Origin of the sequence: Microlunatus ginsengisoli, from assembly GCF_039537205.1 — a bacterium.
Lineage (GTDB): Bacteria > Actinomycetota > Actinomycetes > Propionibacteriales > Propionibacteriaceae > Microlunatus > Microlunatus ginsengisoli.
The window spans coordinates 1-12,271 of record NZ_BAABAB010000033.1; the positions used below are offsets into that span (position 1 = coordinate 1).

Consider the following 12,271-nt stretch of genomic DNA (forward strand, 5'->3'; position numbering starts at 1 on the left):
CGCCGCACCCACCACCACAACCTCCCAACGCCGAGGTGTTGCGATGACTACTGGAGACCGCCCGGAGTGGGTGGAAGCCGAGCGAAGTTGGGTCAGCCGGGCGGGGCGCGTTGCCGCCTCGGCGAGCTGGCCCTGGGACGTTGTGGTCGGCTCCTGCCGCATCTTCGCGCGCCTTCACCCCACTCCGCGCGTAGAGCTTCACGAGCGAAGTGGGTGGAAACCGAGCGAAGTTGCAGCACGTTGGCGGGCGCGACCGGCGATCCGCGGGATCGGCGCCGCGCGGGACCGGCGATCCGGGCCCGACGGCGCCGCGCGGGACCGGCGAGCCGCGCGGGATCGGCGACGCGCGGGGCCGGGATCCGCGCGCTGCGGGACCCACGGGACGCGAGATGGCGGGTCCCGGCCCTAGACTCGCCGGGTCCGTCAGCCGAGGAGTAGGTGTGCCCCGAATCGCCCTGTTGTCCACCTCCGACACCGACCTGCTGTCGGCCCGGGCGAGCGGGAGCGACTACCTGCTGGCCAATCCGGCGAAGGTGACGGCCGGCGCAATCGCTGAGCTCGCTGCCCGCGCCGACCTGGTGGTGATGCGCATCCTCGGCTCGCCGGCATCGATCCGGGACGAGCTGGACGCGGTCCGGTCGACGGCGCGTCCGTTGGTGGTGCTCGGCGGCGAGCAGCTGCCGGACGCCTCGCTGATGGCGCTGTCCAGCGTGCCGATCGGCACCGCGGCGGAGGCGCATCTCTATCTGGCCCAGGGTGGCAGCGACAACCTGCACTCGCTGCACGCGTTCCTGTCCGACACGGTGCTGCTCACCGGTGAGGGCTTCGAGCCGCCGGCGGAGCAGCCGGGCTGGGGCGAGCTGCCGCGCCCCGCCGCCGTGGAGCGGACCGGACCGCGGGTCGGCATCGTCTTCTACCGGGCGCAGTACACCGCCGGTAACACCGCGTACGTCGAGGCGCTCGCCGACGCGATCGACGAAGCCGGCGGGATCGGGGCGCCGATCTTCGCGGCCTCGTTGCGCGACGCACCCGATGACCTGATCGCCCACCTCGGCACCCTGGACGCCTTGATCACGACCGTGCTCGCGGCCGGCGGCACCAAGCCGTCGGCGGTCGGGGCCGGCGGTGACGACGAGGCGTGGAATGTCCGCGCCCTCGCCGCCCTCGACATTCCCGTGCTGCAAGGGCTGTGCCTGACCTCGGACCGGGCGACCTGGGCTTCGAACGACGACGGGATGAGTCCACTGGACGTCGCGACCCAGGTGGCGGTGCCGGAGTTCGACGGCCGGATCATCACGGTGCCCTTCTCCTTCAAGGAGACCGACGCGGACGGGTTGCCGCGCTATGTCCCCGATCTCGAACGCTGCCGCCGGGTGGCCGAGATCGCCGTGAACCACGCTCGGCTGCGGACCATCCCGGCGAGCGAGCGCAGGCTCGCGATCGTGCTGTCGGCCTATCCGACGAAGCACTCCCGGATCGGCAACGCGGTCGGCCTGGACACCCCGGTTTCCTTGATCAGGTTGCTCCGCGCCCTGCGCGAGGCCGGGTACGACCTCGGCGAGCCGGGTGCGATCCCGGGCACTGGTCCGCTGCCGGCGGTCGAGGGCGAGGAGCCTGACACCACGGCCGGCAATGCGCTGATCCACGCACTGATCGAGGCGGGCGGCCAGGACCCGGAGTGGCTGACCGACGAGCAGCTGGCCGGACAACCGATCCGGATCCCGGCGACGACGTACGCACGCTGGCTCGCCGAGCTCCCGGACGATCTCGTCCGGGCCGTCACCGACGCCTGGGGCGAGGCCCCCGGCGAGCTGTTCGTCGACCGCACGCGCGATCGCGACGGCGAGATCGTGGCCGCCGCACTCCGCGCCGGTAACGTGGTGATCTTGGTCCAGCCACCGCGGGGGTTCGGGGAGAACCCGATCGCGATCTACCACGATCCCGATCTTGCGCCGACCCACCACTACCTGGCGACGTACCGCTGGATCGAGCGCGAGTTCGGTGCGCACGCGATCATCCACCTCGGCAAGCACGGCAACCTGGAGTGGCTGCCCGGCAAGACGCTCGGCATGTCCGCGGCCTGCGGCACCGACGCCGCGATCGGGTCGGTACCGCTGATCTATCCCTTCCTGGTCAACGATCCCGGCGAGGGCACCCAGGCGAAGCGGCGGGCGCACGCCACCGTCGTCGATCATCTGGTGCCACCGATGGCCCGGGCCGAGACGTACGGCGACATCGCCCGGCTGGAGCAGCTGCTGGACGAGTACGGCAACGTCTCGGTGATGGACCCGGCCAAGGCGCCCGCGCTACAGGGCGAGATCTGGACCTTGATCAAAGCAGCCGAGCTCGATCACGACCTCGGCCTGGAGGACCGTCCCGACGACGACGAGTTCGGCGACTTCGTGATGCACGTCGACGGTTGGCTGTGCGAGATCAAGGACGTCCAGATCCGCGACGGCCTGCATGTGCTCGGCGCGGTCCCCGAGGGCGAGCCGCTGGTCGATCTGGTGCTGGCCGTGCTCCGGGCCGAGCAGACCTTCGGCGGTCAGGTCGGGGGCATCCCCGGGCTGCGTCGGGCGCTCGGTCTCGCCGAGGACGCCGACACCGGCGCCACCGATCGGATCGAGGCGCAGGCCCGACGGCTGGTCGGGGCGCTGGCCGATGCCGGCTGGTCGGCCGGCGCGGTCTCGGGCATCGTCGCAGCGGAGCTGGGGGAGGAGAACCCGGGCGCGGTCGCCTCGCTCGCCTTCGCCTGCACCGACGTCGTGCCCCGGCTGCGTCGCACCGGCGACGAGATCGGCGCCGTCCTGCACGCGCTGGACGGCGGCTATGTCCCGGCGGGACCGTCCGGCTCGCCGCTGCGCGGGCTGGTGAACGTGCTGCCGACGGGCCGCAACTTCTACTCCGTGGATCCGAAGGCGATCCCGTCCGCGCTGGCATACCAGACCGGCCTGGCGATGGCGGAGTCGCTGGTCGCTCGGCACCTGGCCGAGACCGGCGAGCATCCGCGTTCGGTCGGGCTGTCGGTCTGGGGGACGTCGGCGATGCGGACCAGCGGCGACGACATCGCCGAAGTCCTGGCCCTGCTGGGAGTCCTGCCGGTCTGGGACCCGGCGTCGCGCCGGGTGGTCGGACTGGAGCCGGTCCCGCTCGCCGAACTCGGCCGGCCGCGGATCGACGTGACGGTCCGGATCTCCGGCTTCTTCCGGGACGCCTTCCCGCACGTGGTGGCGATGCTGGATGACGCGGTCCGGCTGGTGGTCGGGCTGGACGAGCCCGACGAGGAGAACTACCCGCGGGCCCATGCCCGAGCCGATCTGACCGTGCACGGCGATCAGCGGCGGGCGACGACCCGGGTGTTCGGCTCCAAGCCCGGGTCGTACGGCGCGGGGATCCTGCCGCTGATCGAGGCCGGGAACTGGCGTGACGACAAGGATCTGGCCGAGGTCTATGCGACCTGGGGCGGTTACGCGTACGGCCGCGATCTGGATGGGGCGCCGGCCCGGGACGACCTGGAGGCCAACTACCGCAGGATCACCGTCGCGGCGAAGAACATCGACACGGTGGAGCACGACATCGCCGACTCCGACGACTACTTCCAATACCACGGCGGCATGATCGCGACCGTCCGGGCGCTGACCGGTCAAGCGCCCCGGGCGTACGTCGGTGACTCGACCACGCCGGACAACGTCAAGACCCGTTCGCTGACCGAGGAGACCGCGCGGGTGTTCCGGGCCCGGGTGGTGAACCCACGCTGGATCGCGGCGATGCGACGGCACGGCTACAAGGGCGCCTTCGAGCTCGCAGCGACCGTGGACTATCTGTTCGGCTTCGACGCGACCGCCGGCGTCGTCACCGACGGGATGTACGCCGCGCTCGCGGAGAACTACGTGCTGGACAAGCAGAACCAGGACTTCCTGCGGCACGCGAACCCGTGGGCGCTGAACGGGATCGTCGAGCGGCTGAGCGAGGCGGTCGACCGCGGCCTGTGGGCCGAGCCCGACCCGGAGCTGCTCGAGCAGCTGCGGCAGGTCTATCTCGACGTCGAGGGCGACCTGGAGGACCGCGGGTGAGGCTCGATCCCGCCGCCCTGCCCGACGAGGCGATCGCCTTCCTGGCCGAGCGCCATCTGGCCACCCTGACCACCCTGCGCCGCGACGGATCGCCGCACGTGGTGCCGGTCGGCTTCACCTTCGATCCCGACTCCCGACTGGCCCGGGTGATCACCAGCGGCGACTCGGTGAAGGCGCGCAACGCCGGCCGGCCGGGCGCGGTCGGGGCGCTCTGCCAGCTGGAGGGTGCCCGCTGGCTGACCCTGTCCGGCCCGATCCGGGTCGACCGGGACGCCGGTGCGGTCGCGGACGCGGTTGCGCGCTACGCCGCGCGCTATCGCCAGCCCCGTGAGAATCCGAAGCGGGTCGCGCTGATCATGGCGGTCGACACGATCCTGGCGTCGCTGCGGTTCGGCGGCTGAGCCGACAACAGGCGGGACGGCGCGGCCGCCGGCCGCCGGCCGCCGTACGGTGTCGGGCAGCCGGCGCGCAAGCGCGATCCCGACCCGCAGGAGCCCGTCGTGGCCGACCACAACGACATCAATTTCTACACCCGCAAATGGGTACGGCCGGAGGACCTGAACGCCCACGGCACCCTGTTCGGCGGCAGCCTGCTGCGCTGGATCGACGACGAGGCGGTCGTCTACGCCGTGATCCAGCTGGGCACCCGGCAGGTCGTGACCAAGTACATCTCCGAGATCAACTTCGTCTCCTCCGCCACGCTGGGCGACATCATCGAGATCGGACTGGTGGCGACGGCCTTCGGCCGGACCTCGATCACCATGCGTGCCGAGGTGCGCAACATCATCTCCGGCGAGCGGATCCTGACCATCGACACGATGGTGTTCGTCAGCATCGGTGCCGACGGCCGCCCGGCGCCGCACGGATACCACCAGATGACCCGGACCCGGGAGCGGCTCGACCCGAGCACCTGACCCCGACCCGCGAACCGACACGTCGGATCCCCTGCTGCGGTTCGGATCCCCTGTCGCGGTCCGGATCCCTCGTAGGGGATCCGAGCGTGGACAGGGGATCCGGCGTCCGGCGGCGCCGCGGAAGTGCTGGGCCGAGCTGCCGCCGGGCCCGGATCCGCAGGTCAGGCGGACACCGCTCGACTGGCGAAGAACGGATTGTGCAGGTCGACGAACGTCACGTCACGCATGGCCGTCGCGAGCTGTTCCCGGACGTCTTCGGGGGGCTCGACCTGCTCACCGCTGCGAGCCGCGGCCTCGTCGGTGAAGGCCACGGTCTCGGTGAACGTGCCGTCCGACTCGATCGCCAACGTGGCTCCGATGATGTCGGGCCGCATCCGGTGCAGCAGCTCGGTGTCGGCCATCATCGCGCGCAGTGCCTCGGGGTCGGCCGCCGTTCCACGGATGATCTGGACGAACCCGGCCCGGTCGGAGCCGCCCTCCATCATCAGCGTGACATCGGCGCAGTCGTGGAACTCGACCGGGCCGTCGAAGAGCGCCTCGGTCTGCGCCCACCACTCGCTCTGCTCCCGGGACTCGGAGTTGGCCATCGCGGACTCGGCCGAGTCGAAGCGGACCACCGCGACGAACATGTCGTCATCGGCGAACCCGTAGGTGCCACCGAGCCAACCCTGGACCTGTGATCCGCGCTCGGCGTGCCAGCGGTCGATCTGCTTTCGCATCTCGTCCTGCCGGGTGCACGTCCCCTGGATGATCTGGATGAACACGTTCGGGCCTCCCGTCCCTTGGGCCCCGTCCCCGATGACGGGGCAGCGTTCAACCTTTCACGGTACGCCCGGCGCCCGTTGCCGTCCAGAGTGCGGCCCGTGCTTTCGAGGGCGTGGCCGAGTCGCTCAGGGCTGGCGGAGCAGATAGGTGTCGAGCACCCAGCCGTGCTCGCCGCGCAGCGCTTCCCGGGTGGCCCGGATGTCGCCGATCACCTCGGCCAGGCGGCCCGCCGCGAGGGCCTGCGCCGGCAGGCCGAGCTGGGCCCCCCAGAAGATCTGCAGGTCCGGATGGAGCGGCACCAGGTCCTCGCACGCGAGGTCGCCGTCCAGCATCACCAGCACGTCACCGAGATCGGGCGTGTACTCCGCCAGCAGGCGGCGGCCGGTGGTGATGTGGATCGGTTGCCCGATCTGGTTCAGCACGATCCGGTGCGCCGCCGCGAGCAGCTGCAGGCTGCTGATGCCGGGAATCACCCGGACGTCGCCGCTCAGCTCCGCGGCGATCCGGATGGTCGAGTCGTAGAACGCGGGATCGCCCCAGACGAGGAAGCCGACCGTGCCACCGGCCGGCAGGTCGGCGGCGAGGATGTCCGCGTACGTCGCGACCCGGGCCGCGTGCCAGTCCTGCACGGCGCCGTCGTAGTCGTCGGACGTACGATCTCGGGCCGGGTCGGGCACCTCGACGAACCGGTAGCGATCGTGATCGATCACCGCGGCGCACAGCTCGCGCCGGATCGTGGCCAGGTCGCTCCGGGACGGACCCTTGTCCGCCACCAGGAACACGTCCACCTGGTTCATCGCCAGCCGCGCCTCTTCGGTGAGGTGCACCGGGCTTCCGCTGCCGATGCCGATCACCAAGATCTCGATCATGTCGTCCTTCCGAGGATGAGGTCGAGGTCGAGTCGCTGCTCGACCACGTCCGCCAGGTCGTCGATCATCGTCTCCCGCCGCTGCCGGAACCCCGGCGCCGCCGGGTCCGGCGACCAGGCGGAACCGGTCACCTCGGCGAGGTCGGCCAGCCAGGCCCGGCGGAACGCGTCGTTCTCGAACGTGCCGTGCCACATCGTTCCCCACACCTGTCCGACCCGGCAGCCGTCCAGGAACGGCCCGGCGTCGCCGGTGACGGTGGCGGCGCCGTGATGGATCTCGTACGCCTCGACCGGGCGGCCCGCCCAGTCCCCCGACGGTCGCCCGAGCACCTTCTCGGCCCGGAACGAGACCCGGACCGGCAGCAGACCGAGGCCAACCACCCGGCCGGCGCCGGACTCGTGGTCGTCGTCGATCGTCTCGGCCAGCATCTGGTAGCCACCGCAGATGCCCAGCACCGGAGCGCCGCGGCGGGCCCGATCGAGGAGGGCGTCGGCGATCCCGCGGTCCGTCAGCCACCCGAGGTCGGGCACGGTCGATCGGGTTCCCGGCAGCACGGCCAGGTCGGCGCCGGCGAGCACGCCCGGATCGGTGGTCACCACCACCTCCACCCCCGGCTCGGCGGCGAGGGCGTCGACATCGGTCACGTTCGACACCCGCGGCAGCCGGACCACCGCGATCCGCAGCCGGCCGTCGGTCGATCCCGCCGAGCGGCGCCAGCGACCCACTTCGAGGGTGTCCTCGGCGTCCAGCCAGAGATCCGGCAGCCAGGGCAGCACGCCGGCCACCGGCACGCCCGTGCGGGCGGTCAGCTCGGCCAGCCCTGGCACCAGCACGGACTCGTCACCGCGGAACTTGTTGATCACGAAGGCCCCGATGGTGGCCCGGTCGGCCGGTGCCAGGATCTGGTGAGTGCCGAACAGGGCGGCGAACACCCCGCCCCGATCGATGTCACCGACAACGGTCACCGGCAGCCCGAACCGGCGCGCCAGCCCGAGGTTGACGTAGTCCCCGGCCCGCAGGTTGATCTCCGCCGGGGACCCCGCACCCTCGCAGACGATCAGCTCGTACGTCTGCGCCAGGTCCTCGTACGCCGCGAAGGCCGCCTCGGCCAGGTGAGCCCGGCCGTTCGCGTACTCCCCGGACTCCAGCGTGCCGGCGGGCCGGCCGCGGAGCACAACGAAGGATCTGCGGTCGGAGCCCGGTTTGAGCAGGACCGGGTTGAGCAGCGAGCTCGGCTCGACCCCGGCGGCCTGGGCCTGCAGATACTGGGCGCGGCCGATCTCGGACCCGTCGGCGCAGACCATCGAGTTGTTGGACATGTTCTGCGCCTTGAACGGGGCGACCTTGATGCCGCGGCGGGCGAGCACCCGGCACAGCCCGGTCACGACGAGGGACTTGCCCGCGTCGGAGGACGTACCCGCGATAAGGACTCCGCTCACGCCTCGATTCTGGCAAGGGCGGCGCCGGTGCCGCGCCGTTGTCCAGCTCTGCCCTGCCGCGGGGCGACTCCGCACCTCGTACGTCGACTCCGCGCCCTACGTGCAGGGCGCGAGTGACCTTCCGCGGTGCGGAGTCGTTCGCGGGTGGCTGGAGAGGGTGCGGAGTGGGGGTCAGCGCCCGGCGGAAACGGTCAGCGGCGGTCGCCGCGCTGCACGGCCGCGATCCCGATCAGCACGAGCAGGCCGCCGACCAGCTGTCCCGGCCGCATCGTCTGCCCGAGCAGGACGACCGCGAACAGCACCGCGAAGACCACCTCGGTCAGGGCCACGAACGATGCGACCCCGCTGCCCAGCCGCCGAATGCCGGCGATGCCCAAGAGATAGGCAACGACCGCGGTCACCAGCACCAGCACCAGCATCGGCAGCCACCAGGCGACCTGGAACCCGCCGAGCGTCGCGTCACCGGTGGCCGCGTGCAGGGGCATCAGCCCGGTCAGGCCGAGCGCCAGGATCAGCAGCCCGCCGATCCCGGTGCCGGCGGTGACCAGCAACAGCGGCGGCACCGGGGCGTCGGTGCCGTCGTGCTCGCTCAGCAGGAAGTAGCCGCACGCGCACAGGGCCGCCGCAAGACCCCAGGCCAGCCCGACCGGCGAGATCTTCGCGTCCTGCCCCGGATCGAGCACGAGCACCAGTCCGGCAATGGCGGCTGCCGCCCCGACGAACACCATGGTCGCCGGCCGGCGGCGGTTGCGCGCCCAGTGGTAGCCGATCAGGATCACCGGCGCGGTGTACTCCAGCAGCAGCGCAACACCAACCGAGAGGTACTGCATCGCGGAGAAGTAGCAGAGCTGAGCACCCGCAACGGCGATCGCGCCGTAGGCCACCAACCGCCCGACCTGTCGCCGGCTCGGCAGCCCCGTGCGCCGGAGCAGGAGAAGGCAGGGGATCAGCAGGACCAGGAACGCGCCGCCGATCCGCACCCCGACGGCTGCCGCCGGCGACCAGCCGATCGACATCAGCGCGGTGCCCATCGAGCCGGACAGTGCGAACGTCGCGGCCGAGCCGAGGGCGATCAGCAGCCCGGTGCGGGTGGATCCCAGCCGACCCGGATCGACCCTCGGCCGTACCGCCGCGCCGTCGTGCGCCGGTACGCCTGATGTGGTCTGCGTCATCGCTCACTGCCTGTCATTACCAAAGTCGATTTATACTAGTGACGTTATCGAGCCCGACGTCAGGAGTCAACATGGTTTTTGGCCATGACACCGAGCTATTCCTGACAACGACGGCGGCGCTGGTCAATACCTCGAGCGACGGCGTGGACGGGCTCACCACGCACGAGGGGTTGCGGGCCTATCTCGCCGCCGCCGGCTGGAGCGGGACGGTGCTGGGAACCGACGACGAGCTCGCGTCCGTGCGCGCCCTGCGGGACCATCTGCGGACCTTCTGGATGATCGAGGACCGCGCCGAGGCCGCCCGGTTCGTGAACGAGCTGCTGGCCGATACCGACGCCCACCCGTTCCTGACCAAGCACGACGCCTACGACTGGCACCTGCACCTCACCCACGACGACGCGCCGCTGGCCGACCGGATCGGTGCCGAGGCGGCGATGGGCTTCCTCGACCTGATCCGCGAGGACCAGCTCGACCGGCTGCGGACGTGCGCGGCCGACGACTGCGAGGACGTCCTCGTGGACCTGTCGAAGAACCGCTCGAAGCGCTACTGCGACACCGGCAACTGCGGCAACCGGACGAACGTCGCCGCCTACCGCGCCCGCAAGCGCGCCACCTCCTGACCCCACCCGGACCTGTCAGGTCCTCAGCGAGTCATAGCGCGCTGAGAACCTGACAACTCGGCGGGGGCATGGCGAATCACCAGCAGAACGCCACCAGCTCGGCCAGCAGCTCCTCGGCGTCCGCGTCGAGGCCACGGGCGGCGAACCAGGAGCAGACGTTGCGGCAGTCGCGGCCGAGGAAGTCCATCCCGTTCGGGTTGGCGATCAGGTCGACTGCCTGCGGCAGGTCGATCAGCACGATGCGTTCGCCGGTGGCCAAGATGTTGTACGCCGACAGGTCGCCGTGGGTCAGGCGCATCCGGGCCATCAGCCGCATGGCGTCGGTGAGCTGCTCCCAGTAGGCGGCCAGCGTGTCGGCGTCCGGTCGGGTCTGGGCCAGCCGGGGTGCCGTCTCGCCGTCGACGGTGGTGATCAGCTCCAGCAGCAGCTCGGTCTCGTCGAGCTGGACCGGATAGGGCACCGGCAGCCCTTCGGACCAGAACCGCGACAGGTAGCCGAACTCGGCCAGCGCCCACTGACCGGCCTGGACCGTCCGGCCGTACGCGGTGCCCTTGGCCAGCGCGCGCCGGTCCCGGCTGCGCCGGACGACGCGGCCCTCGGTATAGGAGTCGTCCCGGTGGAACAGCCGGTGGTCGGCGCCGCGATAGCGCTTCGCGGCGAGGACGACGGCCTCGGTCTCCGTCGCGCGCTCCAGCAGGAAGACGTCGGCTTCCTTGCCGGTCTTGAGGATGCCGAGCTCGGAGTCGATCGCGGCATCGGCGGTGATCACCCAGTCGGGCCACGGCTCGGGGCCGGCGAGGACGCCGATCGCGTCCCAGGTGGACCAGCGCTGGCCGGGCTCGAGGTCGGCCTGCTCGACGTAGCTGAAGAAGGAATCAGGAAGAAGGCTTCCGGACATGATGAGGAGTGCTCCTGAGCAGAGGAAGGAATGGGTCGACGAAGAACCCACGGACCGTGGTAGGCATCGGAACGACCTCCCTTCGTGCTCGGCGAAACCGCGCGAGTTGTCAGGCGCACGGCTCGCTATAGCGTGCTGACGACCTGACAAGTCGGCAGAGAAGAGCTTCCGACACAAGAAGTAGGACATGCAACTGGTTTTCCGCTGCGCGCGATCGTCGCGGTACGTTGGGCGCCAAGCGGCGCCGCTGACGACCTCACCCCGGTCCCAGCCGGACCGCGGAGCTTGGTGGTTCTCCAGCCCGCACATGCGGCGATCCCGCAGCGGGGCAGACGTGATGCGCAATACGCAACACCGACGAGAGGATGCAGGTGAGCGACTCCGCCGTGCCGGGTCCGAACGAACCGGATCTGGTCCAGTTGCTGACGCCGGAAGGTTTGCGGGTCGATCACCCGCTCTACTCCTTCTCCGGTGACGACGAGCAGATCAAGAGCTTCTATCGCGACATGGTGATGACCCGCCGTGTCGACTCCGAAGCCACCGCGCTGCAGCGCCAGGGCGAGCTGGGACTGTGGGCCTCCTGCCTCGGGCAGGAGGCTGCCCAGGTCGGCTCGGGCCGCGCGTTGGGCGGCCAGGACTTCGTCTTCCCGACCTACCGCGAGCACGGCGTCGCCTGGTGTCAGGGCGTCGACCCGGTCGAGCTGCTGGCCCTGTTCCGCGGCACCGACCTCGGCGGCTGGGACACCAAGGCCCACCGGTTCCACCTCTATACGATCGTGATCGGTTCGCAGACGCTGCATGCCGTGGGCTATGCGATGGGGCTGGAGCGCGACGGCCTGGTCGGCACCGGAGACCCGGACCGAGATGCGGCCGTGATCGGCTACCTCGGCGACGGCGCGACCAGTCAGGGCGACGTCAGCGAGGCGATGGTGTTCGCGTCCAGCTACAACGCGCCGATCGTCTTCCTCTGTCAGAACAACCAATGGGCCATCTCGGAGCCGATCGAGCGGCAGTCGCGGATCCCGCTCTACAAGCGCGCCGCGGGCTTCGGCTTCCCCGGCGTCCGGGTGGACGGCAACGACGTGCTGGCGATGCACGCGGTCACCAGCGATGCGCTGGAGCGGGCGCGTTCGGGCAACGGGCCGACCTTCATCGAGGCCTACACCTACCGAATGGGCGCACACACCACGTCCGACGACCCGACGAAGTACCGGCTGGCCGACGAGCTGGAGCACTGGCGGCTGAAGGACCCGATCGAGCGGGTCCGGGCCTATCTCACCCGTTCCGGCGCCGCCGACGACGCGTTCTTCGCCGGCGTCGACGACGAGGCCGCCGCCCTGGCCCGGGATCTGCGAGCACGCTGCCTGGCGCTCACCGCGCCCTCGCTGGTCGAGGCATTCGATCACGTGTACGCGACCAAGACGCCGTTGCTGGTCGAGGAACAGGCCGCGTACGCCGACTACCTGGCCAGCTTCGAGGGTGCGGGATCGGGTGCGGACGGCTCGGGCGGGGAGCGCTGAT

At 70.8% G+C, this 12,271-nt stretch carries 10 protein-coding genes; 5 read left to right on the forward strand and 5 right to left on the reverse strand.

Translation table 11 applies throughout. From position 1 onward, the window contains the following. Nucleotides 1-440: 440 nt before the first annotated feature. The 3 genes from cobN (at nucleotide 441) to ABD747_RS19995 (ending at nucleotide 4,987) form a co-directional block, all read left to right on the forward strand. The gene (gene cobN, locus ABD747_RS19985) at nucleotides 441-4,073 is read left to right on the forward strand and encodes a cobaltochelatase subunit CobN (RefSeq protein WP_344807907.1); all 3,633 of its coding nucleotides are present in this window, start codon (nucleotides 441-443) and stop codon (nucleotides 4,071-4,073) included. Then, nucleotides 4,070-4,474, forward strand: coding sequence for a pyridoxamine 5'-phosphate oxidase family protein (locus ABD747_RS19990; protein WP_344807909.1), 405 nt, complete (start codon nucleotides 4,070-4,072; stop codon nucleotides 4,472-4,474). Before cobN ends, ABD747_RS19990 begins: the two co-directional genes overlap by 4 nt. Before the next feature lie 99 nt (nucleotides 4,475-4,573). Then, on the forward strand, nucleotides 4,574-4,987 hold the full coding sequence (locus tag ABD747_RS19995) for an acyl-CoA thioesterase (RefSeq protein WP_344807911.1): 414 nt from the start codon (nucleotides 4,574-4,576) through the stop codon (nucleotides 4,985-4,987). 161 nt (nucleotides 4,988-5,148) lie between these two features. Here the strand turns inward: ABD747_RS19995 and ABD747_RS20000 are convergent, their stop codons facing one another. The 4 genes from ABD747_RS20000 to ABD747_RS20015 form a co-directional block, all read right to left on the reverse strand. Beyond that, entirely contained in the window at nucleotides 5,149-5,751 is a 603-nt protein-coding gene (locus tag ABD747_RS20000) for a hypothetical protein (RefSeq protein WP_344807912.1), read from the reverse strand. Between the two features lie 126 nt (nucleotides 5,752-5,877). Next, complete coding sequence (gene cobF / locus ABD747_RS20005; RefSeq protein ID WP_344807914.1) at nucleotides 5,878-6,621, reverse strand: precorrin-6A synthase (deacetylating); 744 nt, start codon at nucleotides 6,619-6,621, stop codon at nucleotides 5,878-5,880. Continuing rightward, on the reverse strand, nucleotides 6,618-8,060 hold the full coding sequence (locus tag ABD747_RS20010) for a cobyric acid synthase (protein ID WP_344807916.1): 1,443 nt from the start codon (nucleotides 8,058-8,060) through the stop codon (nucleotides 6,618-6,620). Before ABD747_RS20010 ends, cobF begins: the two co-directional genes overlap by 4 nt. Nucleotides 8,061-8,251: 191 nt before the next feature. Beyond that, nucleotides 8,252-9,232 (reverse strand): EamA family transporter, encoded by a 981-nt coding sequence (locus tag ABD747_RS20015; protein WP_344807918.1) that lies wholly within the window; start codon nucleotides 9,230-9,232, stop codon nucleotides 8,252-8,254. Nucleotides 9,233-9,303: 71 nt separating this feature from the next. Between ABD747_RS20015 and ABD747_RS20020 the strand changes: the two genes are divergently transcribed. Next, the gene (locus ABD747_RS20020) at nucleotides 9,304-9,852 is read left to right on the forward strand and encodes a CGNR zinc finger domain-containing protein (protein ID WP_344807919.1); all 549 of its coding nucleotides are present in this window, start codon (nucleotides 9,304-9,306) and stop codon (nucleotides 9,850-9,852) included. Between the two features lie 76 nt (nucleotides 9,853-9,928). Here ABD747_RS20020 and ABD747_RS20025 read toward each other — a convergent pair whose 3' ends face one another. Continuing rightward, nucleotides 9,929-10,750 carry a serine protein kinase RIO gene (locus ABD747_RS20025; RefSeq protein ID WP_344807921.1) on the reverse strand — a complete coding sequence of 274 codons (822 nt, stop codon included), beginning with the start codon at nucleotides 10,748-10,750 and terminating at the stop codon, nucleotides 9,929-9,931. Nucleotides 10,751-11,121: 371 nt separating this feature from the next. On the opposite strand from ABD747_RS20025, the gene pdhA reads away from it, so the two are divergent. Next, the gene (gene pdhA, locus ABD747_RS20030; RefSeq protein WP_344807923.1) at nucleotides 11,122-12,270 is read left to right on the forward strand and encodes a pyruvate dehydrogenase (acetyl-transferring) E1 component subunit alpha; all 1,149 of its coding nucleotides are present in this window, start codon (nucleotides 11,122-11,124) and stop codon (nucleotides 12,268-12,270) included. Nucleotide 12,271 lies beyond the last annotated feature (1 nt).

Bases quoted from the DNA above. Each gene is read 5' to 3' on its own strand.
- cobF (WP_344807914.1), bottom strand. From the start codon at position 6,621: ATGATCGAGATCTTGGTGATCGGCATCGGCAGCGGAAGCCCGGTGCAC.
- ABD747_RS20015 (WP_344807918.1), bottom strand. From the start codon at position 9,232: ATGACGCAGACCACATCAGGCGTACCGGCGCACGACGGCGCGGCGGTA.
- ABD747_RS20020 (WP_344807919.1), top strand. From the start codon at position 9,304: ATGGTTTTTGGCCATGACACCGAGCTATTCCTGACAACGACGGCGGCG.
- ABD747_RS20025 (WP_344807921.1), bottom strand. From the start codon at position 10,750: ATGTCCGGAAGCCTTCTTCCTGATTCCTTCTTCAGCTACGTCGAGCAG.